This window comes from Streptomyces sp. NC-S4 (assembly GCF_054353315.1).
The window spans coordinates 7,961,537-7,986,791 of sequence record NZ_CM135937.1 but is presented as its reverse complement, the minus strand read 5'-3'; the positions used below and the strand labels follow the sequence as shown (position 1 = coordinate 7,986,791).

The window sequence follows — 25,255 nt, the reverse complement described above, 5'->3', positions numbered from 1 at the left end:
CGGGCGAGCCGGAATGCCTGGAGCCAGGTTTTTGCAGCGAGAAACGCCGTCGCGGACTACGGCGTGGTTCGAAGGCTTCCTCCGCGCTCAGCGTTCTGCGCCGCGCCCGGCGCTCCGTGCCCGGCGGCCCGCGCCCTGCGCGTACGGGGAGCCCTTTGCCACGCACTGGTCCGCCCGGCCGACACGAGGGGCCGTGGTGGGGACCGCAGAGCGAGCAGAGCGACGCACGAGGCGGAAGAGGCGGGTGTCGCTGCTGTCGGCGGCGCTGCTGACCTTCGGCACCGGCGTGGCCTTCGGCACCGGTACGACGTCCGCGGCGGCCGACCCGATCGAGGGGTGCACGGCCACCACCGGCGCCATCGTCGCCGTCGACTTCGGCCCGTTCGGCGGGAAGGTCGAGCGGGGCTGCGACACCAGCCCCACCACGGGCTACGAGTTGCTCAGCGCCGGCGGTTTCACCACGGAGGGCACCCAGCACGACGGCCCCGGCTTCATATGCCGCATCGGCAGCGGATCCTTCAACTCCGGTACCCAGTACCCCACGGCGGACAAGGAGAAGTGCGTCCTGACCCCGCAGGCGACCGCGTACTGGTCGTACTGGACCGCGTCCCCCGGCCAGAAGAGCTGGACCTACAGCTCGCTGGGCGCGATGGCCCGGATCCCGAGGGCCGGTGACGTGGACGCCTGGGTGTTCGGCAGCACGGACATCGGCGGCACCTCGGGCAAGCCCGCCTTCTCCCCCGACGACGTGCGCGCCGCGGGCGGCAAGCCCGACCCGGACCCGACGGGTCCGCCCCCCGTGCCGCCGGGCACCGTCGACGTGGCCGCCGCCACCCGCTGGATCACCGGGAGGCTGACCGACGGCGAGCGGGTCGTGGACGAGGGCGCCACCACCCCGAACTACCTGCTCACCACGGAGGCCGTGTACGCCCTGGCCGGCGCCGACCCCAAGAGCCCGGCGGCCCGCAAGGCCGCCGACTTCCTGGCCACGCCCGCGCACACGGACGCGTACGCCTATCCGGCCGGCAAGGCCGGGATCCCCGACGCGACCGCCGCCGCGCGACTCGCGCTGGTCGCCGAGGCCACGGGCAGGGATCCCCGTGCCTTCGGCGGGCACGACCTGCTCGGCGACCTGCTCAAGTACGTCTGCCCGAGGGACATCGGCGACGGCGAGACGATCGAAGGCTGCCTCACCAAGGGCGACTTCCGCACCACCGGCCAGTCCGATGCCCAGGCCATGGCCGTCATCGCCCTGCTGAACGGCGGCGTGACGCCTCCCGCCGACGCCGTGAAGCGGCTGACCGCCCTCCAGTGCGAGGACGGCGGGTTCACCAGCATCCTCATCCGCGCCGGCGGATGGTGCGACAGCGACGCGAACGCCACCGCGCTGATCACCCTGGCCCTCAAGCGGGCCGGAGGCCACGACGCCGTCGTCGAAAAGGCCCGCGCCCACCTGCGGAAGTCCCAGCTGCCCACCGGTGCCTGGCCCGCCGCCGCCTACATGACCACCGGCAACGCGGCGTCCACCGGCTGGGCGGCCCAGGCCATGCGCGCCCTCGGCGACACCCCGTACGCGGACGCGGGCCTGTTCTGGCTTTCCAAGCAGCAGCTCCCGGGCGGGGCCTTCGGCTTCGAAGAGGGCCTGACCGAGCCGCAGTTGTACCCGACCGCCCCCGCCGTCGTCGCGGCCGCGAAGAGCGACCTGGTGAAGCTGACCACCAAGAAGGCGGACCCGCCCACGCCGCCGACCACTCCTTCGCCCCCGACCACGCCTTCGCCTCCCACCACTCCCCCGGGCGACGGACCGGACCTGAAGAAGGGCATCGCGTACCTCACCGACACCACCCGTCTGATCCAGGGCCGCTACTACGAGAACGCCCCCGGCAGCGGCTTCGCCGACTACGGCATGACCATCGACGGGGCCTACGCCCTGGCCGCCACCGGCGAGAACAACGCCGCGCTGCGCAACATCGTCGACTTCCTCGACAAGGGCGGCAAGGACGGCAAGGGCCGCGGCGTCCACGACTGGACCCTGATCGGCACCAAGTACGCCGGCGGCGGGTACATCGGCAAGACCGCCCTGCTCGCCGAGGCGGTGGGCCGCGATCCGCGCGCCTTCGGCGGCCAGGACCTGATCGCCGCCCTCGCCAAGGCCGTCTGCCCGGCCCCGAGCACCGCGCCCGACCGGAGCTGCGCCGCCAAGGGCGCCTACACCAACGCCCCGTCCGTCTTCTCCCAGTCCCTCGCCGTCATCGCCCAGGTCCGCGCCGGCGAGAGCGCCGCGGCGGCCGATCCGATCGCGTACCTGGAGAGCCTCCAGGAGCCCTCGGGCGCCTGGCCCAGCCTGATCGGGACGCCCAGCGGCGCCGAGGTCGACTCCACCGCCATGGCGGCGATGGCCCTCGACCTGCTTGCGGACGCCAAGGCGCAGGCAGCCGTGGACAAGGCCCTGGTCTGGCTGGCCGCGCAGCAGACGGACGACGGCGGATTCCCCGGAGCCTCCGGCAACTCCGTCAACTCCGCCGCCCTCGCGGTCCAGGGCATGTCCCTGGACACGCCCAAGTACCGTACGCAGATCGCCAAGGCCCGCGCGTTCCTGGCGACCCAGCAGAACGGCGACGGCGGATTCGTCGTCAACAAGGGCGGCCAGCCCGGTTCGGACGTCCGCGCCTCCACCCAGGCGGTCGGCGGCGCCACCGGAATCTCCTTCGCCACCCTCACCCGCAGCCTGGACGGCACCACCCCGCAGCCCGTCCCCAGCGGCACTTCCGGCACTCCCGGCACTCCCGTCATCGTGACCCCGGGCGGGGAGACGGCCGGCGGCAGCAGCGGCTCGGGGTCGGGCGGCCATCTCGCCTCCACCGGAACCCAGGTCGCCGGCCTCGCCGCCGCGGCCGCGGCCCTGGTGCTCGGCGGCTGGGGTACGACCCGCGTCGCCCGCCGCCGGCGCCGGCACGGGACGACCGGAGGCCGGGCGTGATGCGCGAGCGCACCCTGCGGGCCCCGGCCCGTGCAGCGGCCGCGCTGGGGCTGACGGTCGCGGCCTTCGCCGCCACCGCGGCCCCGGCGGGGGCCGCCCCGCAGCCCATGGGGCAGTGCACCACCTCGTCCGGGGTCGTCCTCGCGGTGGACTTCAGCCGCTGGGGCGGACCCGTCTACCGCTCCTGCGGTACGACCCCCACCACCGGCTACGAGCTGCTCAACCAGGGCGGCTGGGCCACGACCGGCACCGGCCACGACGGGCCCGCCTTCATCTGCCGGATCGGCTACAGCGGCCACCAGGGCGGCAGGCAGTTCCCGACCCCGCAGGAGGACGACTGCGTCCTGACCCCGCCCGCCTCCGCCTACTGGTCGTACTGGCACGCGAACCCCGGCCAGAACACCTGGGAGTACAGCCGGCTCGGCGCCATGCTCTACAGGCCGAAGCCCGGCAGCGTCGACCTGTGGATCTTCGGCGGGACGAACGTCGAGGGCACCGAGGGGAAGCCCACGGTCACCCCCGACCAGCTGCGCGCCAAGAACACCCGGCCCGCCGGCGGACCCGCGCCGAAGGACACCCGCACGGCGGCGCCGCTGCCGCCGAACGCCAACACCGGTCCCAGGCCGGAGAACCCGCCGCCGGGTGCGGCGTCCTCCGCCACGACGCCGGCGCCCGGCCCCACGGCCCCGGTATCGGACCCGATCCCGGCCCCGGCCCCGGAGAGCCCCACCGCGAGCACCGCGCCCACGCCTTCCGCGTCGTCCCCGTCCGGCGATCCGGCGCTCGCCGCGCCGCCGCCCGGCCCCCAGGTGGTCGAGGCCGCGCCCGCCGCCGACGCGCAGCACGACGCGGGCTCCTTCCTGCCCGCCGTCGCCACCGGAGCGCTGGTGCTGCTGATCGGCCCCGCCGCCGTGTTCGCGGCCAGGCGCCGCCGCCGTACGGAGTAGCCGCGTGCCACGCACCACTGTCACCACCTCGGCCAAGGCGGCGGTCCCGCCCGCGTCCGGCCCCGCGCCGGACGCGGGCGGCCGCCGCCTGCCCCGTACCCTGCACCCGGTCGCCTGGTGGATCTGGGCACTCGCCCTGGCCACCGCGGTGAGCCGCACCAACAATCCGCTGCTGCTCTTCCTCGTCCTCGCGGTCCTCGGCTACGTGATCACCATGCGCCGCACCGAGGCCCCCTGGGCGCGCGGCTTCAAGTACTACCTCTACCTGGCGCTCACGGTCGTGACGATCCGTGTGCTGTTCCGCGCCGTCTTCGCCACCGGCATCACCCCGCGGGACCACTTCCTCTTCTCCCTGCCCCACGTCCCCACCCCCGACTGGTACGCGGGCATCCAGCTCGGCGGACCCGTCTCCCTCGAGGCCCTGCTGTCGGCCGCCACCGACGGGCTGCGGCTCGCCTGCATGCTGTGCTGCATCGGCGCGGCCAACACCCTCGCCAATCCCAAGCGCGCCCTGCGGGTGCTGCCCGGCGCCCTCTACGAGCTCGGGGTCGCCGTCACGGTGTCCATCAGCGTCGCACCCCAACTGGTGGCGAGCGTCCAGCGCGTCCACCGGGCGAGGCGGCTGCGGGCCGGCCGCACCAAGGGCCTGCGCGCCCTGCGCGGCATCATCGTCCCCGTCCTCGAGGACGCCCTGGAGCGGTCCCTGCGGCTCGCCGCCGCCATGGACTCCCGCGGCTACGGACGGGCCGGGACCGCCACCCGCCGCTCCCGCCGGCTGACCGGCGCCCTCATGCTGCTCGGCATGTGCGGCCTGTGCGCCGGGGCCTACGGCCTCCTGGACGCCACCGCGCCGAAACCGCTGGGCCTGCCGGCCATGGCCGCGGGGTCGGTGCTGTGCTTCGCGGGGCTCAGGCTCGGCGGGCGCCGGATCACCCGGACCACCTACCGGCCGGACCCCTGGCGGGCCGCGGAATGGGCGGTGGCCGGCTGCGGGGTGCTGTCCGCCGTGCTGCTCTTCACCAACGTCGGTTTCAACGCCGCCGAGCTGAACCCCTCGATCCATCCCCTCAGCTGGCCGACCCTGCCGCTGCTACCGGCCGCGGCGATCCTGCTCGCCGGCGCGGCCGGCTTCCTGGCCCCGCCTCCGACCGCCCCCGCCCGCCCGGCGGTACCGGCACCACGCACCGAGGAACCCAAGTGATCACCTTCGACCAGGTCACCGTCCAGTACGAGGACACGGCCGAGCCGGTCCTGCGCGATGTCGACCTCACCGTCGAGGAGGGCGAGCTGTGCCTCGTCGTCGGCCACACCGGCGTCGGCAAGTCCACGCTGCTCGGCGCGGTCAACGGCCTCGTCCCGCACTTCACCGGCGGCACCCTGTACGGCCGTGTCCTCGTCGACGGCCGGGACACCGCCGAGCACCCGCCCCGGGAACTCGCCGATGTCGTGGGCGTCGTGGGACAGGACCCGCTCGACGGCTTCGTCACCGATACCGTCGAGGAGGAACTCGCCTACGCCATGGAGCAGTTGGCGATCCCGCCGGCCACCATGCGCAAGCGCGTCGAGGAGACCCTCGACCTCCTCGGGCTCGCCGACCTCCGCCACCGCGCGCTGCACGAGCTGTCGGGCGGCCAGCAGCAGCGCGTCGCCATCGGTTCGGTGCTCACCGCCCACCCCCGGATCCTGGTCCTCGACGAGCCGACCTCCGCGCTGGACCCGACGGCCGCGGAGGAGGTACTGGCGGCCGTCACCCGCCTGGTGCACGACCTCGGCGTCACCGTCCTGCTCGCCGAGCACCGCCTGGAGCGCGTGGTCCAGTACGCCGACCGCGTCATCCACCTCCCCGGTGACGGGCGGGTCGTCAGCGGCCCGCCCGCCGGGATCTTCCGTACGTCGTCCATCGCGCCGCCCATCGTGGAACTCGGCCGCGCCGCCGGCTGGGACCCGCTCCCCCTCTCGATCCGCGACGCCCGCCGCGCGGCCGGGCCCCTGCGGACCCGGCTCGCCGGCCGGACTCCCCCGCCGGTGCGGCCGGGTCCCGCGGCGGAGCCGGCCGAACTGCTGCGGGCCCGTGGGGTGACGGTGACCTATCAGGGCGTCCCGGCCGTCCGCGAGGTCGGCCTGCACCTGCGCGGCGGCGAGATCACCGCCCTGATGGGCCGCAACGGCTCCGGCAAGTCCTCCCTGTTGTGGGCCCTGCAGGGCTCCGGTCCCCGCAAGGCCGGCACCGTGCACATTCCCCCCGGGGACGGGGGCGAGTACGCCGACCCGCAGAAGCTGTCCGCCGCCGCGGCCCGCCGCCTCGTCGGTCTGGTCCCGCAGACGCCCACCGACCTGCTGTACCTGGAGAGCGTGAAGCAGGAACTCGACCAGGCGGACTCGGAGTCCGATGCCGGCGCGGACGCCCCCGCGGCGCGCGCCATCCTCGACCGCCTCGCGCCGGGGATCGACGACGCCACCCACCCCCGCGACCTGTCCGAGGGGCAGAAGCTCGCCCTCGTCCTCGCCATCCAGCTGTCCGCCGCGCCCAGGGTCCTGCTCCTCGACGAACCCACCCGGGGCCTCGACTACCGGGCCAAGGCGGAACTGATCCGCATCGTCGACGACCTGGCCGCGGAGGGCCGTGCCGTCGTCATCTCCACCCACGACGTCGAGTTCGTCGCCCGCGCCGCCGACCGGGTCGTGGTCATGGCCGAGGGCGACGTCGTCGCGGACGGCCCGACCGGCGAGATCATCGTCGCCTCCCCCGTCTTCGCGCCGCAGACCGCGAAGGTCCTCGCCCCGCTCCCCTACCTGACGGTCGCCCAGGTGGCCGCCGCCCTCCCCGACGACGAGACGGACCGGGCCTCATGACCACCGCCGCACGCACGGCGGCCATCCGTATCAACGCGCGGGCGGGCGTCGTCATCGCCCTGGCCGCGTTCCTCGGGGTGGTCGCGTTCTTCTGGCCGTTCCTCGTCGCGCCCGGCACGTTCGGTTCGCACTACGCCCCGCCGCTGATCTTCGGCGTGCTGCTGGTGATCGTGCTGTGCGTGGTGATCTCCGAGATCGCCGAGGGCGGCATCAACTCCAAGGCCCTGGCGATGCTCGGGGTCCTGTCCGCCGTCAACGCGGCGATCCGCCCGCTGGGCGCGGGTACGGCCGGCATCGAGACGGTGTTCTTCATCCTCGTCCTGGCGGGCCGGGTCTACGGTCCGGGCTTCGGTTTCACCCTGGGCTGCACCTCGCTGTTCGCCTCCGCCCTGATCACGGGCGGGGTCGGGCCCTGGATGCCGTACCAGATGTTCGGCTGCGCCTTCGTCGGCATGCTCGCCGGGTTCCTCCCGAAGGCCTCGGGCCGCCGCGAGATCGTCATGCTCGCCCTCTACGGCTCCGTCTCCGGCTACCTGTTCGGCTTCCTCCTCAACCTCTCCTTCTGGCCCTTCTCCCTCGACCCCAACAGTTCCATCGCGTACCTGCCCGGCCTCCCCTTCACCGAGCAGTTCCAGCGTTACCTCGCCTTCGACCTCGCCACGTCCCTGGGCTGGGACACCGGCCGCGCCGTCACCAACTTCATCTGCATCACCCTCGCGGCACCGGCCGTGCTGACCACGTTCCGCCGCGCCGCCCGCAAGGCCCGCTTCCAGGCCCCGGTCCATTTCCGGCCCGGCGCACGCACTTGACCGGATCCAGCCTCTCCTCTTTATTGCATATAGTTCGCAGTTGCAGGGAATGTGCAGAAGAAGGTGGATCGCAGTGAGCGGACCGGTGGTACTGGGGATCGAGTCGTCGTGCGACGAGACCGGCGCGGGAATCGTGCAGGACGGCAGGCTGCTCGCACACGTGGTGGCGTCGAGCATGGACGAGCACGCCCGCTTCGGCGGCGTCGTGCCCGAGATCGCCGCCCGCGCGCACCTGCACGCCTTCAACCCCGTCGTCCGGCAGGCCCTGGACCAGGCCGGACTGCGGCTGGGTCAGATCGACGCGGTCGCCGTCACCACCGGGCCCGGCCTGTCGGGCGCGCTGCAGGTGGGCCTGGCGGGGGCGAAGACGCTGGCGTACGCGGCCGGGGTCCCGCTGTACGGCGTCCATCACCTGGCCGGACACGTCGCCGCCGACACCCTGGAGCACGGGCCGCTGCCCCGCCCCTGCGTGGTGCTGATCGTCTCCGGCGGCCACACCTCGCTCCTGCTGGTCCGGGACCTGGTCCGCGAACCGATCCTGCACCTCGGCGACACCCTCGACGACGCGGCGGGCGAGTGCTTCGACAAGGTCGCCCGGATCCTGGGCCTGCCGTATCCGGGCGGTCCTGCCATCGACCGGGCCGCCCGCGACGGCGATCCGAAGGCCGTGACCTTCCCGCGCCCGCTGACCCGGCCCGGGGACGACCCGTACGCCTTCTCCTTCTCCGGCCTGAAGACGGCCGCGGCCCGCTGGGCCGAGAAGCACCGCCTGCGCGGCGAGGAGCCGCCGGTGGCCGACGGAGCGGCCGCACTGCAGGAGGCGGTCGCGGACGTACTGACCCGCAAGGCCCTCGCCGCCTGCCGCGCCTACGACGTGAAGACGCTGGTCGTGGTCGGCGGCGTGGCCGCGAACTCGCGGGTCAGGGCCCTCGCGGAACGCCGGTGCGCCTCCGCCGGCATCGAACTGCGGGTCCCGCCCATGACCCTGTGCACGGACAACGGCGCCATGATCGCGGCCGTCGGTGACCTGCTGGTCCGCTCCGGGGCGGAGCCGGCCCCGCTGAACGTGTCCATCGACCCGTCCGCACCGCTGGAGTACGCCTCCCTGACCCCGCTCCCCGCCCCGCCCGTCATGGCCTCCTGACGGACCCCCACCCCCTTCGCCCCGCCCGGTCCGCTCGCCGACGGGTACGTCCGGCACGCGACCATCCGACAGAACCGTTGAGAGGAAACACCGCATGAGGGGCATACGCCCGCTGTCCGCGCTCCTGGCCGTGGCCGCCGTACTGCTCGTCCCGGCCTGCGGAGGCAAGGCCCGCGACCGCACCGCCGCATCGGGACCCGGGGCCGAAGGGTTCCCCGTCACCGTGTCCAACTGCGGGGTGCAGAGCACCTACCAACGGCCGCCGCAGCGCGCGGTGTCCCTGAACCAGCACGCCACGGAGGTCATGCTGGCGCTCGGGCTGGAGAAGTCGATGGTGGGCACGGGCTACCTCGACGACAAGGTCCTGCCGGAGTACCAGGCCGCGTTCGACTCGGTGAAGGTGCTGTCGAAGGAGTACCCGTCCTTCGAGACCCTGCTGGCCGCCGAACCGGACCTCGTCTACGGCGGGTTCGGCTCCACCTTCGCCGAGAAGGAGGGCCGCGGCCGTCCGGCCTTCGCCAAGGCCGGGATCAACACCCACCTCAACATCGAGGAGTGCCCCGCCGGGCCGGTGACCATGGCCACCGTCGACGAGGAGATACGTACCGTCGCCAAGATCTTCGGCGTACCGGACCGGGCCGAGCAGCAGGTGGAGAAGCTGCACGGCACCCTCGACCGGGTCGACGGCAAACTGGCCGGTGTCGCCCCGGCCAGGCTCTTCGTCTACGACAGCGGTGACAAGACCGCCTTCACCGCGGGCGGCAAGGGCATCGGCAACGAGCTGATCAGGCGGGCCGGCGGGGTCAACCTGTTCGCCGACCTGGACAAGGCCTTCGGAGACGTGTCGTTCGAGCAGGTGGCGGAGCGCGCGCCCGAGGTCGTCGTCATCTACGACTACGGCGACCAGAGCGTCGAGGACAAGAAGAAGTTCCTCCTCGCCAACCCGGCGCTGAAGGACGTCCCCGCGATCAAGAACCAGCGGTTCGCGGTGCTCCCCCTGTCGTCGACGGTGCTCGGCGTGCGCGTCCCGGCGGCCGTGGAGTCCCTGGCCCGCCAGATCCACCCGGACCGCTTCCGGTGACCGGGACGACGGACACGGGCGGGGCGGTCGTCGCTCCGGCGAGGACCCCGGCGGCCGGGGCCCGCCGCCGGTCCGTTCCCTACCCCCTGCTGCTCCTGGCCCTGGCGCTCGTGCTGGCCGCCACGGCGACCGCCGGTATCGCGGTCGGCTCGATCAGTGTCCCGGCCGGCCAGGTGTGGGGGATCCTGCTGCACCGGATCCACCCGGTCCTCGCCGATCCGACCTGGACACCGGTCCGCGAGACGATCGTCGTCGACGTCCGGCTCCCCCGGGTACTGCTGGCCGGCGTGGTGGGCGCGGGCCTGTCGGTGTCGGGCATGGCGCTGCAGGCCCTGGTCCGCAATCCGCTGGCCGACCCGATGCTGCTCGGGGTCTCCTCCGGCGCGTCGGTCGGCGCGGTACTGGTACTCGTCTTCCACGTGACCCTGTTCGGGATGTTCTCGCTGCCCGTGGCGGCGTTCTGCGGAGCCCTGGCCGCACTGGTCGCCGTGTACTTCCTGGCCCGCTCCGGCGGGCGGATGACCACCGTACGGCTGGTGCTGGCGGGTGTCGCCATGGCCGAGGTCCTCTCCGCGGTGGCCAGCTTCCTGATCGTCACCTCCAGCGACCCGCAGAAGACGCAGTCGGCCCTGCGCTGGATGCTCGGGGGGCTGGCCGGCACCACCTGGACGACGGTATGGATCCCCGTGGGTGCCGTGCTCGTCGGCACGGCCGTCCTGCTCGGAGTGTGCCGGTCCCTCAACCTGCTGCTGGCCGGGGAGGAAGCCGCCGCGGCGCTGGGACTGGACGTCCACCGGTTCCGCGGGGCCCTGTTCACCCTGGTCGCCCTGATGATCGGCACCATCGTCGCGGTCAGCGGCCAGATCGGCTTCGTCGGACTGATCCTGCCGCACGTCGTACGTCTGCTGGTGGGCGCCGACCACCGGCGCGCGCTGCCCGCCGCCGCCCTCCTCGGCGCGAGCTTCCTGATCGCCGCCGACCTGGGCGCGCGCACCTTCATGAGTCCGGAGGAGATACCCGTCGGCATCCTGACCGCCCTCGTCGGCGGCCCGTTCTTCCTCTGGCTGATGCGACGAAAGGCACCGCGATGACCGACGGCCCCGTATCCGTACCCGTACCCGGCGCGCTCGACGCCGAGGGCGTCACGGTCGTGGTGAACGGCCGGACCCTGGTCGACCGCGTCTCCCTGCACGTGGCACCCGGTGAGGTGCTGGCGCTCGTAGGTCCCAACGGGGCAGGCAAGTCGACGCTGTTGCGCACGTTCTACCGGGTGCTGCGCCCCACGTCCGGACACGTCCTGCTGGACGGCGAGGACGTGTGGCGGATGCCCGGCAAGCGGCTGGCGCAGCGCCTCGCCGCCGTACTGCAGGAGACGGCGGGCGACTTCGAACTCACCGTCTACGAGGTGGTGGCCATGGGACGCACCCCGCACAAACGCGCCTTCGCGGGGGACGACGCCGACGACCTCGACATCATCATGGGCTCGTTGGAGGAGCTCGATGTCGCCGCCCTGGCGCAGGCGCCGTTCGACCGTCTCTCGGGCGGCGAGAAGCAGAGGGTGCTGATCGCCCGCGCGCTGGCCCAGCGCACCGGGACGATGGTGCTGGACGAGCCGACGAACCACCTGGACCTGCGTCATCAACTCGACGCGCTCCGGCTCGTCGGCAGGGTCGGGGTCACCGCCGTGATCGCCCTGCACGACCTCAATCTCGCCGCGTCCTTCTGCGACCGGATCTGCGTGCTGGACGCCGGCCGTGTGGTCGCGACCGGGACTCCGCGGGAGGTCCTCACCCGGGATCTGCTGGCCGAGGTCTACCGTGTGGAAGCGGAGGTGACCCGGCACCCGGGCACCGGGATCCCCCAGGTCACCGTGGCCCCCGAGGCCCGCCGTGACGGTCGGCAAGTGGAGCGCGGGCACGCCCTGTGAGCGCTGTCCGCCCGTCGCGGGGCGGCGGGCGGACGGCGGGCGGATCCGTGCGGGGTCAGCGTTCGGCGCCGACCGGGGTCGTCGCGCCCACCGGGGTGGTCGAGGACGGTGTGCAGGCGCCAGTCGTAGTTCGGGTCGGTGGCCCTGGTGGTGGCGTCGAACCAGCCCTCGGTGCGCCGGCGTGCGGCCCGCGCCCTGGGTGTACTGCTGGGCCGAACCCGCCCGAACGCAATCCGGCCGCGCCGGCGGAATCAAGCCAACAGGGGCTTCTTCGCGCCCGGAACGCCCGCCAGGTGGTGCCAGCCGCGCAGAGCGGCCTCCGCCAGCAGGTCCGGGTGGTCGCCGACGACGACCGGGTGGCCGACGAGTCGGAGGAGGCCCAGGTCGGACACGTGGTCGCCGTACGCGAAGCACTCTCCGGGGCCGATGCCGCGCCCGGACAGGAACTCCCGGGCGGCCAGGGTCTTGGCGTCGCCGATCATCGTCGTCAGAACTTCCCCGGTGTACACCCCGTCCTGGATCTCCGGACGCGTGCACAGCACCGCGTCGGCACCGACGTGGGCGGCCACCGGGTCCAGCGCCGCGGGGAAGGACCCGGAGACGAGGACGGTGGCCAGCCCCCGCTCCCGGTGGGCCGTGAGCGCGGCGAGGACGTCCTCGTGGAAGAAGCCGCCCTGCCGCAGGTGCTGTGCGAACCAGGCCCGGCCGACGGCCGCCGTCCGCTCGGCCCCGTAGCCGGCGAACCGCTGGTAGAAGATCCGGTTGCCCTGTTCCCGCGGCATGCCGGGGCGCAGCAGGTCGCGGGCGTCCTGGTGCAGCCTTCGCTGTTCCTCCGGGGTGTGCCCGACGGCCTCCAGGAAGTAGTCGTAGAAGTCGAACATGGTCTTGACGGTGGTGAGCGTCTCGTCGACGTCGAAGAAGGCGACGGCGTGCGTGGTGGGCGGCGGTGCCGTGGTCACGGAGAACTCCGGAGGCGAGAAGGGGGAAGGGAGCAAGGGGGGAAGGCGGGGAAGGAGGGTGGCTCAGCCCAGTGCCACGTGCACCTCGGCCACCGTCTCGTCCCGCTGGACGGCGCTCATGCGGAAGGACTCGTGGCCGTCGGCCTCCTCGCGTACGGCGACCAGGTGCACCTCGTCGTCCAGTTCCGCGAACTTCAGGAAGCTGCCGTACAGCCGCAGCACACGTGCGGCGGCGTCCTCGGGGCCGAGCAGCAGGGCGCACTGGCGCGCCGCTTCGCTGAAGACCATGGCCGGGACGTGGTCGTAGGGGTGGTCGTACATGCTGCGGTTGCGGTAGGTACGGGGGCTGAGCCGGGCGGTGAGGGCGGCCGCGTCCCCGTGCACGGCGTCGAGGACGGAGTTCGCCGGGTCGAGTCGGCGTACCCGGGCCGGGTCGACCGGTGCTCCGTCGGGCTCTGCGGGCAGGGTGTAGGCCGTGGGGACGGCCGTGCCGCGCTGCATGCGGCGCAGTGCGTGGTACTGGTCGGTGGGCGTGCAGTTGGTGTCCATGGTGAGCCGGCCCAGGTGGCGGCCGTCGAGCGTGAGGTCCATCGCGAAGGCCAGCCGGCGCAGCCGCCCGCCGCGCCGGGTGCGTGCGGTGACCTCCGCGTCCATGCGCAGTTCCCCGGGCCGTTCACCGCATCGGAGCGCTTCCGGCTCGGTGATGTCGAGCGTCCAGGACGTGACCATGAACGTGGTGTCGCGCGGCACCGCCTCGAAGAGGTGTGAGGCGTAGGTGACCGCCTGGCGGCAGCTCTCCAGCACGAGCAGCGGGTCGTGGAAGCTCCGTCCCGGTACGTGGTCGCGGAAGTACGCGTGGGACAGGGGAAGTTGCGCGGCGGCCGTGAAGACGCCCTCGCCGGTGGCGACGGCATCGGTGAGGAACACCTCGGACAGGGCCCAGCGGTGGACGAGCGAGCGCGACACGGTCCGGTCGTAGGCCGGGGTGACGGGTGCGGTGGCACCGGGGGGTGCGGTGGGACCGCGGGGCGCGTCGAGGTCGAGGAGGGGGGCTTCCACGGTGACTTCCTTTCCTAGGGGCGGTGTTCAGTGCGCGGCTACGGGCACGGCGGCGCGCTCCTTGCGCTCCGCCGCAACTCCGAGGCCGGCGAGGAGCAGGCCGGCGAGGGTGACGAGGGCTCCGGCCCAGTTGAGGGCGGGGTAGCCCAGGCCGGCGTCGATGATGCTGCCGCCGAGCAGCGGACCGGCGGCGTTGGCGAGGTTGAAGGCGGCGATGTTCGACGCCGAGGCCAGCGTGGGCGCGCCGTCGGCCTTGGTCATGATCCGCATCTGGAGCGGGGCGATGGTGGCGAAGGTGGCCGCGCCGAAGAGGAAGACGGTCACGCAGGTGGCCGTCTTGTCGTGCACCGTGAAGGTGAACGCCCCGAGGACGAGGGTGAGCAGGGCCAGCGCACCGCACATGGCGCTCCTGGGGGCGCGGTCCGCGATCCGGCCGCTGGCCCAGTTGCCGACGAACATGCCGACGCCGAAGAGGACCATGATCAGGGTGACGGCGTCATCGGTGAACCCGGTCACCTGGGTGACCATTTCGGCGATGTAGGTGTAGGAGGTCATGACGCCGCCGAAGCCGAGCACGGTGGTGAGCAGGACCATCAGCACCTGCGGGCGGCGCAGCACCGTCAGTTCGGAGCGCAGACCGGTGCCCTGGGGCGCCGGGGTCCGGGGCACGAGCGAGACGATGCCCGCCAGGCCCACCGCGGCGAAGAGGGCGACCATCCAGAACGCCCAGCGCCAGCCGAAGTGCTGGCCGATGAAGGTGCCCGCCGGGACGCCGAGGATCGTGGACAGGGTGAGACCCGCGGCGACCATCGACACGGCGCGGCCCTTGCGGTCCTCGGGGACGAGGTCGGAGGCGACCACCATGGCGACGCCGAAGAACGCGCCGTGGGCGAGGGCGGACAGCACCCGGCCCGCCATGAGCAGCCCGTAGGTGGGGGCGAGGGCGGACAGCACCGTTCCGGCGAGGAAGAGCAGCATGAGCCGGATGAGCAGGCTGCGGCGTTCGGTGCGGGCGCACAGGACGGTGAGGCCGGGGGCGCCGACGACGACGCCGAGCGCGTACCCGGACACCAGCAGTCCCGCGGTGGGGATGGAGACGGCGAGGTCGGATCCGATGTCGGGGAGGATCCCCGCGATGATGAACTCGGCGACTCCGATGGCGAAACCGCTGAGGGACAGGGCAATGACGGCAATGGGCACGGCTGTGCTCCTGGGTCGGGCTGCTGCGGAACGGGTGGGGCCGGGCGCGGCCGTGGTCAGGGCTGGATGTCGCCGGGCAGGTTCCGGTCGCCGGCGATCGCGCGCATGTGCCAGTACGGGTAGGGCGCGGGCCGCTCGCTCGCCGCGTCCAGGCGCTGCCGCTCCTCGGTGGTGAGCTCCCACTCGACGGTGCCCAGGTTGTCCTGGAGCTGGGCGGGGCGGCTGGCGCCGAAGACCACGGACGTGACGCCGGGCTTGCTCAGCACCCAGTTGAGGGCGACCTGGGCGATCGAGACGCCGCGGTCGCGGGCGATGCCGTCGAGCACCTCCACCACGTCGTAGGCCTGCTCGCGGTCGGCGAGGGGCGCGATGGAGGCCGGGCCCTCGTGTGCCAGGCGGAAGTCCGTGGAGACGTCCTGCCCGCGCCGGTACTTCCCGCTGAAGAACCCGCCCGCCAGCGGGCTCCAGACGGTAATGCCCACGCCCTGGTCGGCGGCGGCGGGCACGATCTCGTGCTCCAGCTCGCGGGCCCCCAGGTTGTAGTAGCCCTGGTAGGCGGCGAAGCGGGCGAGACCGCGCCGGTCGGAGATGTCGAGGGCCTTCATCAGCTGCCAGCCGGCGAAGTTGGAGCAGCCGATGTAGCGCAGCTTCCCGGCGCGCACGAGGTCGTCGAGGGCCGCGAGGGTCTCTTCCAGGGACGTCCGCGGGTCGGTGCCGTGGAGGTAGAGCACGTCGATGTAGTCCGTGCCGAGCCGTCGGAGGCTGGCCTCGACGGCGCGCACCAGGTGGTGCCGGGAGGAGCCGGCCGCGTTGATGTCGTCGGGGTCGGTGCGGAAGCGGGCCTTGGTGGCGATGACGGCCTTGTCGCGGCGGTCCTTCAGCGCGAGGCCGAGCAGTTCCTCGCACTCGCCGTCGCGGTAGACGTCGGCGGTGTCGAAGAAGTTGACGCCCGCGTCGTGGCAGGCGTGGACGAGGCGGACGGCGTCGTCGCCCGCGTTGACGCCGAACTGGGACCAGTTCGCGCCGGGCAGTCCGCCGAACGCGCCGGGGGTGCCGAGAGTGGCCGCCCCGAAGGACAGCTCGGAGACCTGAAGGCCGGTCCGGCCGAGATAGCGGTAACGCATGGGGAGGGTACGTCCTTACGTGGTGTGGTGGTGGATCGGTGAGGGGATCGGGGCCGGGGCCTGGGCTGGGCCGGAACGCCTCAGGCCCCGGCGTGCGGGTGCAGCAGGACGGCGCAGCCGACCGAGCCGTCCGGGCCGACGGAGGTGACGAGGCCGGCCCGCTCACCGCGGATGTCGAGGTGAGGGTCGTGCCAGCGGGCGACGACGGCGGCGACCTGGAGGGCGGCGCTCGCACCATGGGTCTCGCCGAGCGCCTCCTGCACGCGGAGCAGATGCGGGCCGGCGCGGTCGTCGAGCGCGGCGCGCAGGGCGCGTCGCTCCACGGCCGCCCAGCCCCGCCGGCCGGCAGCGCCGGGTGCGACCACGGCGACGTCGGCGGCGCCGACGCCGCTGCGGGCGAGGGCACGCCGGACACAGGCGGTGAGGCGGCGGGCGACGGCGAGGGGGCCGCCCGCGGCGAAACCGGTCTCGACCGCCATGACGAGGGCGAGGGGACGCCCGCCGGCGGCCTCGGCCGGGGTCTCCGGACCGGTGTCCGAAGCGGCCCGCAGGGCGAACACCGCGGCGCCCTCGCCGAGCGCCGTGCCGGGTACGAGTGCTGCGGCCCGGTGCCAGGCCCAGGCGCCCTGCGGCGACAGTTCCTCCACACCGCCGGTCAGCAGCCGGTGCGCGTGCCCGGCCACGAGCGTGTTGCGGGCGAAACGCAGTGCGTGCAGTGAGGCCAGCGGTCCGCCCGAGACGGTGGCGTTCACGTCGGTGAGCCCGTGGCGGATGGCCGTGCGGCCTGCCGCGGCATTCATCAACGTACCCGGGAAGGCCGACGGGTTGACCATGTACGGGCGTTCCTGGACGAAGGTGTCCCGGGTGAAGCGCCCGACGCCGCCGGTGCTGCCGACCGCGCTCCCCAGGACCACCCCGGTCCCGGACGGGGCGGAGGGGTCGATGACCGGTCCGAGCGCCAGGGTGCACGCGGCCATGCCCAGTTGTTCGGCGCGCGTGAGCCGGCCCAGTCCCTTGGGCCCGAGGAGGCCGGCGGCATCGAAGTCCGCCGGGCGCAGGGCGAGCGGCGGGTACTCCTCCGCCTCCTGGGCGGTGGGCGGCGCGCCGCCCACCGCCGTGCCCCGCCGCAGTGCGTCGGCGAGGGGCTGCAGTCCCGGGCCGGCCGCGCTGACCACGCCGGCCGTCTCCAGTGCCAGGGGTACCACCGTCCGCGCGGTGGCGGCCGGACGCCGCTGGTCGTCCACGATGCTCATGCGGTGAACTCTCCGAAGATCGTCACGGCGTTGTTCCCCCCGAAGGCGAAGCCGTGGTTCTGTACGATGCGCGGCCGGGCGGCCCGGCCCCGCCCCTGGACGCAGTCGAGTCCCGGTCCCAGTGCCGGATCCACCTGGCGGAGCGTGGCGCTCGGCGGCAGGAAGCCTTCGGACAGGGCGGCGCAGCACACGAGGGCCCCGAAACCGGCGGCCGCGCCCATCGTGTGCCCGAGCATGGACTTGATCGAGCTGATCGGCGGAAGGCCGTCGGTGAACACCTCGCGCACGGCGGCCGTCTCCGTGGAGTCGTTCGCCCTGGTGCCGGTGCCGTGGGCGCAGATGTAGTCCACGTCGCCCGGCTCGATGCCGGCGTGGCGGTGGGCGCGCCGGATGCACTCGGCGATCGACGCGGCGTCCGGGTTGGTCATGTGGCGGGCGTCGCAGGTCATGCCGTACCCGAGGACCTCCGCGTAGATCCGGGCCCCGCGGGCCAGCGCCGTGTCGAGGTCTTCCAGGAGCAGTGCGGCGGCGCCCTCCGCGGTGACGATGCCGTCGCGGTGTTCGTCGAACGGGCGGGGCACGTCGGCGGCGAGGGCCCCGAGGCGGTGGAACCCCGCGTGGGTGGCCCGGTTGGAGGCATCGGCTCCGCCGCACAGTGCGGCATCCGCCTCGCCGGTGCGGACCAGGTCGTAGCCGTAGCCGATGGCGTAGTTGCCGGCGGCGCAGGCGGTGCCCAGGGTGACGGACTCGCCGCTCAGGTCGAGTTCGGCGCTGACGGCGGCGGCGATCCGGCCGGCGTCGGCCTGACCGGCCAGCGCCGGATCGAGGGCGGCGAGGCCGTCGTCGACCCACTGCCGGGTCAGCTCCTCCAGGACCTGTGACTCGCCGTTGGTGGTGCCGAAGCAGCTCGCCGTGTTTCCCTCGGACAGTGCGGCCGGATTCGCTCCGGCGTCGGTGACCGCCATGCGCGCGGCCGCCGCGGCGAAGCGGCCGCTGCGCCCCCACTGCGCGGGGTCGGTGCCCCGCAGGTGCATCTCCGCGTGGAATCCGCGCACTTCACCGGCGAGGACGCGCTCGAAGCCCGTACCGTCGAACTGCCCGATCGGGCCGATGCCGCTGCGCCCGGCCCGGACCGCCGCGGTGAGCGCGCGGGCGCCGAGCCCGAGGCTGCTCACCGCGCCGAGCCCGGTGACGACGACCCGGCGCCCGGTGGCGGAGGCCCCGTCAGACACCCAGCGCCTCCGGGGTGCTGTGCTTCTCGACCAGGCGGTAGGCGCTCGGCAGTTCGTCGAGCTCGGTGAGGTCCTCCTGCGGGATCCGGATGCCGAGGTCGCGCTCGAAGCGCGAGAAGATCTCGATGATCAGCAGCGAGTCCGCGTCGAAGTCCTCGGCGAAGCTGCTCTCGTCGGTCAGGGCGTCCGGGTCCACCTCGAGGACGTCCGCCACGATGGCCCGCACCTGTGCGCGCCGGTCCTCGGATATCGCGATGTCACTCATCTGATGGCCCTTCGAATCGCTGCTTGTGGGAGGCCGGAACCAGGGGATCTACGTGTTCCCGGTGCGGCTTGAACCAGCCAATCCCAGGTCCGGAGGCAGCGGCAAGCACTCCGAAAGTGACATGGGTGCTGCCCCGCCGGAGTCGGTCCCGTCCGCCCATGGGGGTGTTCCGCCCCGGGCGGTGGGGTTTCCGGCCGTCTTTTGCCCGCGCTTTCATCGGGGCGCCCGAGCATTCCGGCGTTGAGGACGACCCGATGTACGGACAGGTGGTGCGGGGGATGAGACCGACCGAGCCGGTGGGAATAGTGGCGGCCGGACTGTGGCTGCCCGAGGGGCGTTCCAGCGCCTCGGACGCGGTCGCCGCGGGGCGGTTGCGCGAGCGTGACGCGGTGGCCCTGGGCCATGAGAGCGTTCCGGACGCGCGGGCCGTGGCCCCGCCCGACGCCGCGGTCCTCGCGGCCCGCGGGGTACTGGACGCGGCGGGGCTGGAAGCCGGCGAGCTGGATGTGCTGGCGCACGCGTGGATGTACTACCAGGGGCACGACCTGTGGTCGCCCGCCCACTACGTCGCCCGCCGCCTCGGCGCGCTGCGGGCCGTGCCGGTGGGCATCCAGCAGGTGTGCAACGGCGGCGCCGCCGCGCTGGGGCTGGTGACGGCGTGGCTGGCCTCGTCGGACCAGGGCCCTTCGGCGCGGTCGCGGCTGGGCCTGGTCACCACCGGGGACCGCTTCGCGGAGCCCGGATTCGACCGCTGGGCGGGCGACTTCGGGGTGGCGTACGGAGACGCCGGTACGGCCGTGCTGCTCCGCCGGCCGGCCGCGGACGGTGACGTACTGCTGCTGCGGTCGGTCGCGACGGTCGCGGACCCCCTGCTGGAGGAGATGCACCGCGGCACGGATCCCTTCTCGCCGGTCGCCCGCGGCCATCGCGACCGGGTCGACATGCGCGCCACCAAGCGGTCCTACCTGCGCACGCACGGGACGCTGCCGTTCACCTCGTCCAACCGCCGGGCGATCCGCACGGTCGTCTCACAGGCGCTGGCCAACGGCGGCATGGACGGACGCGACCCGCGTCTGACGCACGTCGTGCTCCCCCGGTTCGGGGCCAAGACGCTGGCCGAGTCGTGGATCCCGGTCCTGACGGAGCAGGTGGGCGGCGCGCACCTGCTCGACCTCGGCCGGGAGACCGGACACCTGGGCGCGGGCGACGCGCTCGCCGGTCTCGCCGACCTGACGGCTCTGGGCCTGCCCGAACCCGGTTCCAGTGCCCTCGTCTTCAGCGCGGGGGCCGGCTTCACCTGGTCGTGCCTGCTGGTGGAGTCCCCGGCGCGATGACCTTCGCGCCGTTCACGAGACCGGGCGAGCGCCCGGTGTCCCAGAAGGAGAAAAAACATGTCACGTTCCGTCTTCGTCACCGGCGGCAACAGGGGGATCGGTCTGGCCGTGGCGCGGGCCCTGGCCGCGGACGGCGACCGGGTGACGGTCGGCCACCGGACCGGGACGCCCCCGGAAGGGCTTCGGGGGGTGCTCTGCGACGTGACGGACGACGCCTCTGTCCGGGCGGCCTTCGCCTCCGTCGCGCAGGAGCAGGGTCCTGTGGAGGTGCTGGTGGCCAATGCCGGCATCACCCGGGACACCCTGCTGCTGCGCATGGACGACGCCACGTTCGACGAGGTGCTGGAGACGAACCTGAAGGGTGTGTTCCGTACGGTGCGGGCCGCGGCGGGCGGCATGCTCGCCGCCCGCCGGGGCCGGATCGTGCTGGTGTCGTCCGCGCTGGGCTTCCTGGGCTCCCCGGGGCAGACCAACTACGCCGCGGCGAAGACCGCACTGCTGGGGTTCGCCCGCTCGCTCGCCTGGGAACTGGGCTCGCGGGGAATCACCGTGAACCTGGTGGCGCCGGGGATCATCGACACGGACATGACCAGCGGGCTGACCGAGCGGCGCATGAAGGAGGTCATGGGGATGACTCCGCTCGGCCGGCCCGGCACGGCCGATGAGGTGGCCGCCGCGGTCCGCTTCCTCGCCTCGGAGCAGGCCGGGTACGTGACCGGCGCGGTCCTGCCGGTGGGCGGCGGCATCGGCATGGGCGTCTGACCCGTCCGCGGGACCCGCGCGCCCGGGGCCGTCCCTCCAGGTGCTACCTCAGGACGGCTTCGGGCAGGCCGTGCGGGCCCCGCAGTACGACGTCAGGCAGCCGGCGGGGGTCCCGCAGCCCGCGGGGGGGCGGTCACGGGAGGAGCGATAAGGCCGCGCTCCACCGCCTTGTTGGCCGCCTCCACCCGGGAGCCCGCGCCCAGCTTGTCGAAGATGTTGCGCATGTGGCGCTTCACGGTTCCCTCGGCGATGTCGAGCCGGCGTGCGATGCGGTAGTTGCTCAGTCCCCCGGCGGCGAGCTCCATGACCTGCGTCTCGCGGACCGAGAGCGGGGCGTCGTCCGCGGGTACGGGGGCGGCCAGGCTCCTGGCGGAGAGCGAGATGGTGACCCGGCTCCCGCCGGCGCACACATCGCGCACCGTGCCGGCCAGCGACTGGTGGCTCACGGTCTTGTGCAGGAAACCCCGGATGCCGAGCGGCAGCAGCGCCTGGACCAGCCCGGGGTCGTCGTGCATGGTCAGCACCATGACCTGGGTCTGCGGCGCGGCCCGGCGCAGGTGCCGGACGGTGGTGGCCGGGTCCTCGTTGCCGGGCATCTCGATGTCCAGGAGGAGTACGTGGGGCCGGAGTTCGGCGGCCAGGCGCACGGTGCCCGCGGCGTCGCCGGCCACGCCCACCACCTCGAAGTCCTCCTCCGCGTCGAGGAGTTCCGCCAGCGCGTCGCGCAGCAGGGTGTGGTCGTCGGCTATCAGGATGCGAATGAGTTCCATGTCTTCTCCCCCGGGTGCGGCCCGTGGCCGCTGGTCAGCGGCACCCACAGCAGCAGCCGGGTGCCCTTTCGCGGAGCGCTGAGCAGCAGGCTGCGCCCGCCCATCCCGGCCACCCGCTCGCGCATGGCCGTCAGTCCGCCTCCGTGCGTGCGCAGGGTGTCGTACCGGAAGCCCCGCCCGTCGTCCGTGGCCCGGACCGCGACGCGGTGGTGCGAAACGCGTACGGCGATCGTCAGGGCCTGCGGATCGGCGTGGGCGAAGGAGTTGCGCAGGAACTCCCCGACGACGAGGACGATCTCCCGGCGGTGGGCGGGCGGCACCCGCGACTCGTCGCCCTCCACCGTGAGCCGGACGGGAAGTCCGGCCAGGTTGAGCCGGTCCGCATGGCGGCGCAGTGATTCCCCGAGGCCCTCCCGCACGCTGGCGCGGGCCTCGCGCAGTCCGCTCACCAGTGCGCGGGTGACGGCGGTGGCCTCCTGGAGGGCGTCGTGGATCGCCGCGAGGTGCCGGTCCGCGCCCGGACCGCCCGCGCCCGCGGTCCGGGTCCGCAGCCGGTGGAGCTCCAGGTGGCGGAAGGCGAGCGCGAGGCTGCCGCCCAGGTGGTCATGGGCTTCGCGGGCCAGGCGGCCGCAGCAGTCGTCGCCGGGGCCCGGCCGGGGCGCCCGCAGCCGGTTCTCGTAGCCCTGGGCGGCGGCCCGGGTGTGACGGGCGGACACCTCCCGCACGAGGTCCGCCGCGTCCTGCCCGGCGCGCGGCCCCCGGCCGGCCGTGTCCACCGCGCCCGCCGGGTCCACCGCGGCGACGAGCGTCTGCGCGAGCCGGTCCATGGCGGACAGGCAGTCGGCGAGTCCGAGGTCCGCGGCGGCCCACCGGGCGCCGAGCCCGTGGAAGGACGCCTCGGCGGGCCGTACGCGGTCCAGGTGTCCGCGGGGGCGCGGCCGGGCGGGCGCCTCCAGCGCGCGGACGCACTCCGCGAGGACCAGCGCGGCCCCGGCCCGGGTGTCCCGCCACAGGTCCGGAAGGTCCAGGAGCGGATGGCCCTCGGCCCGCAGGGCGTCCGCGTAGCGGGCCAGCACCTCGGCGGCCGCCTCCCTCAGCCGTGGGCCGGCCGCGTCGCCGCCCTGGTCCGGCACAGAGATGTCTCCCACCCAAGCCTCCCCCGAAGCGGGCCCCGTACCGACCGGCCGACTGTCTGCGGCTGCCGGAATCCACCCGCCTGTTCATCTCAGCTAACGATCCGACCGTAGGTGCGGACCCCCGGGCTGTCAACTACGATGAAGCGCGCCCACCCTGCTGGTTCACACTGGCGGACGAGAAGGAGTGTTGATGCCCCCCTTGGCCGACAAGGTCGACAAGCTCTTCAGGACCATCCGCACCAACGGGCGGGAGTACACGTACGAGGAAGTCGCCCGTGGCTGCAGCGAACTGAGCGGCGGCACGTTCTCCAAGACGTACGTGTGGCAGCTGCGCACCGGACAGCGCGACAACCCCACCAAACGGCATCTGGAGGCGCTGGCGGCGTTCTTCCGCGTGCCGGCCGCGTACTTCTTCGACGACGACACCGCCGAGCGGGTCGACGCACAGCTCGCCATCGCCTCGGCCATGGGCAACGCCGAGGTCCGCGACATCGCCCTGCGGGCCATGAGCATGGACGACTCCGGCCGCAAGCACCTGGCACGCATCATCCGCGAGGTCAGTCTGCTGCACTCGGCGGCATCCGCCCGCGGGCAGGCGGAGCGCGGCAGCGGGACGGCCGACGCCCCGGAGGGCAGAGAGTCCGGCGGCACGGCGGGCGCCGGGGAGTAGACAGCCCATGCGATTCCTGCAGCGACACCGGCGACGGTCGGACCTCCAGGCACTGCGCCGGGAGAGCCGGCAGCGGCTGGCCTCCTTCGGACTGCCCGGCTCCTACGACCTCATGACCCTGTGCGACCACCTCAGCGACACGCGGGGCCGGCCCGTCCACCTGCTGCCCATGCCCCTGGACGCGTCGGGTCCGTGCGGACTGTGGCTGGCCTTCGCCGACGCCGACTACGTGGTCTACGAGCAGAACACCAGCCGTCACCACCAGGAGCACATCATCGCCCACGAGCTGGCGCACATGCTGTGCGGCCACCGCAGCGGCACCGCCGACTCGCCGGCCGTCGCCACCCTCTTCCCGGACCTCGACCCCTCGCTGGTGCAGGACCTGCTGTGCCGGGACAACTACTCCGACACCCAGGAGCGGGAGGCGGAGGTGATGGCGTTCCTCCTCGGCGAGGGCCTGCGCTCGCAGCCCGGCACGGCCGCCGCCGAGGCGGACGGGGTGCTCGGCCGCATCCAGGGCTCGCTCGACTGGCGCCGACGGGACCGGACGTGAACAGTCTCCGCTATCCGCTGGGCGCGCTGGTCTGCTGGCTGGCGTTCGCCCGTACCCTTCCGCCGGTCCTGCGGCGCGGACGGGAGGCGGCGCTCGTCGCCCTGTGCGCGTCCTTCGGCTGCCAGGGCATGTACCTGGCCATGTCCACGCCCACGCACCTGACCGGGAAGCTCTTCGGCCCGGTCACCTGGTACAACGTGTCCGTCCAGATGTGGATCATCGCGGCGATCGCCTGCCAGCAGGTGCTGCTCATCCACTGGCTGCACCCGCGCGAGGCGGCCCGCGTCCGCGCGCGCCGCAGGCTGGCCCTGCTGGCCTGCGTGCCGGTGGCGATGGCCGTCCTCTTCGAGCTCGCCCTGATGCACGGGCATCCCCGGAACACCTTCGTACACCCGCGGGAGCAGCCGTACTTCGTGGCCTACCAGGTCGTCTACCTCACGGCCTTCGCCCTCGGCAAGGCCGTGGTGGCGAAGGCGTGCTGGTACTACGCCCGGCTGACCGAGGACAAGTGGGTACGGCGCGGGCTGCGGACCGCGGCGGTCGGTGCGTGCCTCGACCTCGTGTACTCCCTGGGGCGGTTCGCGGACATCTTCCTCGTGCACCGCGGATGGGACCCGGCCGCGTGGGCGGACGTCACCCGGACCTGCCTGACGGTGGGGCTGACCCTGAACACCATCGGGTGGACGGCGCCGTTGTGGGGCTCGCGGGTACAGGCGGTGCTGGCCTGGTGGGCCGACTACCGGCGCTTCCGCCGGCTGCGGCCGCTCTGGTACGCCCTGTACCGGGCGCACCCCGAGACGTCCCTGCAGCCGGCTCCCCGCAGCGATCTCTTCGCCCTCTGGGACCTGCGCTTCCGCCTGCACCGGCGGGTGATCGAGATCCGGGACGGCTACCTGGCGGTGGGCGGGCAGGTCGCCCCCGGGCTGGCTCCCGCCCCGGGGCCGGACGGGAGCCAGGAGGAGCGGGCGCGGTGGGAGGCGGCGCGCGTCGCGGCCGCCCTCGCGGCGCGGCCCGGGCGCGACGGGCGGCAGGACGACCGCGCGGACGACGCCGGGCCGGTACCCGTGATGAGTCCGGACGACCTGGACTTCTCCGCCGACGTGCGCTGGCTGGTCGAGGTCTCCCGGGCCTTCGCCCGCATACCCGCCGCGCCGCCCGCCGGGCCCGTCACGGACCGCCCGGCCGTCAGGGCGTGAG

At 73.6% G+C, this 25,255-nt stretch carries 23 protein-coding genes; 14 read left to right on the top strand and 9 right to left on the bottom strand.

Annotation, left to right across the window (positions count from 1 at the left end; all coding sequences use genetic code 11):
• The first annotated feature begins 196 nt into the window (after positions 1 to 196).
• From ACXNSR_RS35715 to ACXNSR_RS35675, 9 genes are all read left to right on the top strand, one after another.
• On the top strand, positions 197 to 2,980 hold the full coding sequence (locus tag ACXNSR_RS35715) for a prenyltransferase/squalene oxidase repeat-containing protein (RefSeq protein ID WP_458639471.1): 2,784 nt from the start codon (positions 197 to 199) through the stop codon (positions 2,978 to 2,980).
• Positions 2,980 to 3,927, top strand: a complete 948-nt coding sequence (locus tag ACXNSR_RS35710) for a hypothetical protein (protein WP_458639470.1) — start codon at positions 2,980 to 2,982, stop codon at positions 3,925 to 3,927. Before ACXNSR_RS35715 ends, ACXNSR_RS35710 begins: the two co-directional genes overlap by 1 nt.
• A 4-nt stretch (positions 3,928 to 3,931) precedes the next feature.
• Positions 3,932 to 5,128, top strand: a complete 1,197-nt coding sequence (locus ACXNSR_RS35705) for an energy-coupling factor transporter transmembrane component T (RefSeq protein ID WP_458639469.1) — start codon at positions 3,932 to 3,934, stop codon at positions 5,126 to 5,128.
• The gene (locus ACXNSR_RS35700) at positions 5,125 to 6,780 is read left to right on the top strand and encodes an ABC transporter ATP-binding protein (protein ID WP_458639468.1); all 1,656 of its coding nucleotides are present in this window, start codon (positions 5,125 to 5,127) and stop codon (positions 6,778 to 6,780) included. Before ACXNSR_RS35705 ends, ACXNSR_RS35700 begins: the two co-directional genes overlap by 4 nt.
• Positions 6,777 to 7,589, top strand: coding sequence for an ECF transporter S component (locus ACXNSR_RS35695; protein ID WP_458639467.1), 813 nt, complete (start codon positions 6,777 to 6,779; stop codon positions 7,587 to 7,589). Before ACXNSR_RS35700 ends, ACXNSR_RS35695 begins: the two co-directional genes overlap by 4 nt.
• Positions 7,590 to 7,638: 49 nt before the next feature.
• Positions 7,639 to 8,733 carry a tRNA (adenosine(37)-N6)-threonylcarbamoyltransferase complex transferase subunit TsaD gene (gene tsaD, locus ACXNSR_RS35690; RefSeq protein WP_458639466.1) on the top strand — a complete coding sequence of 365 codons (1,095 nt, stop codon included), beginning with the start codon at positions 7,639 to 7,641 and terminating at the stop codon, positions 8,731 to 8,733.
• 94 nt (positions 8,734 to 8,827) lie between these two features.
• A complete protein-coding gene (locus ACXNSR_RS35685; protein WP_458639465.1) occupies positions 8,828 to 9,814 on the top strand; it encodes an ABC transporter substrate-binding protein in 987 nt (328 codons plus the stop codon).
• On the top strand, positions 9,811 to 10,905 hold the full coding sequence (locus tag ACXNSR_RS35680; RefSeq protein WP_458639464.1) for a FecCD family ABC transporter permease: 1,095 nt from the start codon (positions 9,811 to 9,813) through the stop codon (positions 10,903 to 10,905). Before ACXNSR_RS35685 ends, ACXNSR_RS35680 begins: the two co-directional genes overlap by 4 nt.
• Positions 10,902 to 11,741 carry an ABC transporter ATP-binding protein gene (locus tag ACXNSR_RS35675; RefSeq protein ID WP_458639463.1) on the top strand — a complete coding sequence of 280 codons (840 nt, stop codon included), beginning with the start codon at positions 10,902 to 10,904 and terminating at the stop codon, positions 11,739 to 11,741. Before ACXNSR_RS35680 ends, ACXNSR_RS35675 begins: the two co-directional genes overlap by 4 nt.
• Before the next feature lie 251 nt (positions 11,742 to 11,992).
• On the opposite strand, the gene ACXNSR_RS35670 is transcribed toward ACXNSR_RS35675, so the two are convergent.
• The 7 genes from ACXNSR_RS35670 to ACXNSR_RS35640 all read right to left on the bottom strand — a co-directional run bounded on the left by ACXNSR_RS35670 (position 11,993) and on the right by ACXNSR_RS35640 (position 18,833).
• Positions 11,993 to 12,700 (bottom strand): HAD family hydrolase, encoded by a 708-nt coding sequence (locus ACXNSR_RS35670; protein ID WP_458639462.1) that lies wholly within the window; start codon positions 12,698 to 12,700, stop codon positions 11,993 to 11,995.
• A 63-nt stretch (positions 12,701 to 12,763) separates the two neighbouring features.
• Positions 12,764 to 13,759 (bottom strand): AfsA-related hotdog domain-containing protein, encoded by a 996-nt coding sequence (locus ACXNSR_RS35665; protein WP_458639461.1) that lies wholly within the window; start codon positions 13,757 to 13,759, stop codon positions 12,764 to 12,766.
• 27 nt (positions 13,760 to 13,786) lie between these two features.
• Positions 13,787 to 14,959: an MFS transporter gene (locus ACXNSR_RS35660; protein WP_458639460.1), complete on the bottom strand. Its 1,173-nt coding sequence runs from the start codon at positions 14,957 to 14,959 to the stop codon at positions 13,787 to 13,789.
• 56 nt (positions 14,960 to 15,015) lie between these two features.
• Entirely contained in the window at positions 15,016 to 16,083 is a 1,068-nt protein-coding gene (locus tag ACXNSR_RS35655) for an aldo/keto reductase (RefSeq protein ID WP_458639459.1), read from the bottom strand.
• An 80-nt stretch (positions 16,084 to 16,163) separates the two neighbouring features.
• Positions 16,164 to 17,336 (bottom strand): beta-ketoacyl synthase N-terminal-like domain-containing protein, encoded by a 1,173-nt coding sequence (locus tag ACXNSR_RS35650; protein ID WP_458639458.1) that lies wholly within the window; start codon positions 17,334 to 17,336, stop codon positions 16,164 to 16,166.
• Positions 17,333 to 18,568: a beta-ketoacyl-[acyl-carrier-protein] synthase family protein gene (locus ACXNSR_RS35645; RefSeq protein ID WP_458639457.1), complete on the bottom strand. Its 1,236-nt coding sequence runs from the start codon at positions 18,566 to 18,568 to the stop codon at positions 17,333 to 17,335. Before ACXNSR_RS35645 ends, ACXNSR_RS35650 begins: the two co-directional genes overlap by 4 nt.
• Positions 18,561 to 18,833: an acyl carrier protein gene (locus ACXNSR_RS35640; RefSeq protein WP_458639456.1), complete on the bottom strand. Its 273-nt coding sequence runs from the start codon at positions 18,831 to 18,833 to the stop codon at positions 18,561 to 18,563. The genes ACXNSR_RS35645 and ACXNSR_RS35640 overlap by 8 nt, the downstream gene beginning before the upstream one ends.
• Positions 18,834 to 19,111: 278 nt before the next feature.
• Between ACXNSR_RS35640 and ACXNSR_RS35635 the strand changes: the two genes are divergently transcribed.
• Both ACXNSR_RS35635 and fabG read left to right on the top strand, forming a co-directional pair.
• The gene (locus tag ACXNSR_RS35635; protein ID WP_458639455.1) at positions 19,112 to 20,167 is read left to right on the top strand and encodes a ketoacyl-ACP synthase III family protein; all 1,056 of its coding nucleotides are present in this window, start codon (positions 19,112 to 19,114) and stop codon (positions 20,165 to 20,167) included.
• 57 nt (positions 20,168 to 20,224) lie between these two features.
• Positions 20,225 to 20,929: a 3-oxoacyl-ACP reductase FabG gene (gene fabG, locus ACXNSR_RS35630; protein ID WP_458639454.1), complete on the top strand. Its 705-nt coding sequence runs from the start codon at positions 20,225 to 20,227 to the stop codon at positions 20,927 to 20,929.
• Between the two features lie 92 nt (positions 20,930 to 21,021).
• Here fabG and ACXNSR_RS35625 read toward each other — a convergent pair whose 3' ends face one another.
• Positions 21,022 to 21,699: a response regulator gene (locus ACXNSR_RS35625; protein ID WP_458639453.1), complete on the bottom strand. Its 678-nt coding sequence runs from the start codon at positions 21,697 to 21,699 to the stop codon at positions 21,022 to 21,024.
• The gene (locus ACXNSR_RS35620; RefSeq protein ID WP_458639452.1) at positions 21,678 to 22,847 is read right to left on the bottom strand and encodes an ATP-binding protein; all 1,170 of its coding nucleotides are present in this window, start codon (positions 22,845 to 22,847) and stop codon (positions 21,678 to 21,680) included. Before ACXNSR_RS35620 ends, ACXNSR_RS35625 begins: the two co-directional genes overlap by 22 nt.
• A 178-nt stretch (positions 22,848 to 23,025) precedes the next feature.
• On the opposite strand from ACXNSR_RS35620, the gene ACXNSR_RS35615 reads away from it, so the two are divergent.
• Genes ACXNSR_RS35615 through ACXNSR_RS35605 form a run of 3 tightly spaced genes read left to right on the top strand, consistent with a single transcriptional unit; the run spans position 23,026 to position 25,254 of the window.
• Positions 23,026 to 23,505: a helix-turn-helix domain-containing protein gene (locus ACXNSR_RS35615; protein ID WP_458639451.1), complete on the top strand. Its 480-nt coding sequence runs from the start codon at positions 23,026 to 23,028 to the stop codon at positions 23,503 to 23,505.
• 7 nt (positions 23,506 to 23,512) lie between these two features.
• The gene (locus tag ACXNSR_RS35610) at positions 23,513 to 24,058 is read left to right on the top strand and encodes a toxin (RefSeq protein WP_458639450.1); all 546 of its coding nucleotides are present in this window, start codon (positions 23,513 to 23,515) and stop codon (positions 24,056 to 24,058) included.
• Entirely contained in the window at positions 24,055 to 25,254 is a 1,200-nt protein-coding gene (locus ACXNSR_RS35605) for an MAB_1171c family putative transporter (RefSeq protein ID WP_458639449.1), read from the top strand. The genes ACXNSR_RS35610 and ACXNSR_RS35605 overlap by 4 nt, the downstream gene beginning before the upstream one ends.
• Position 25,255: the final 1 nt, after the last annotated feature.